This window comes from Bradyrhizobium sp. Kon56 (genome assembly GCF_055807635.1).
Genome location: NZ_JBVVOU010000614.1, coordinates 1 through 239 on the forward strand (window position 1 = coordinate 1; position 239 = coordinate 239).

Genomic DNA, 239 nt, shown 5'->3' on the forward strand with positions numbered 1-239 from the left:
GGCCCGGCTTGAGGCGTCGGGGCGCTGTAGGTTCATGCTGGGGCGCAAGGTCACCGGGCTGCGCCATGTCGACGGTGCCGTACAGGCCATCGAGCTGGGGCATGAGGTGATGTCGGTGGCACACGTGGTGCTGGCAGCCGGGCACCGCAGCGCCGCGTTGGGCTTGCCAGGGCTGGCACTGCCGCTGTATCCACTCAAGGGTTACAGCCTGAGCGTGCCGATTGGCGCCGAGCACCGGG

At 69.5% G+C, this 239-nt stretch carries 1 protein-coding gene; it reads left to right on the forward strand.

What is annotated here, in order from left to right:
- Positions 1 to 34: 34 nt before the first annotated feature.
- On the forward strand, positions 35 to 239 hold a 205-nt coding region (locus tag AC0L3B_RS40260; protein ID WP_473383625.1), incomplete at its 3' end, for an FAD-dependent oxidoreductase.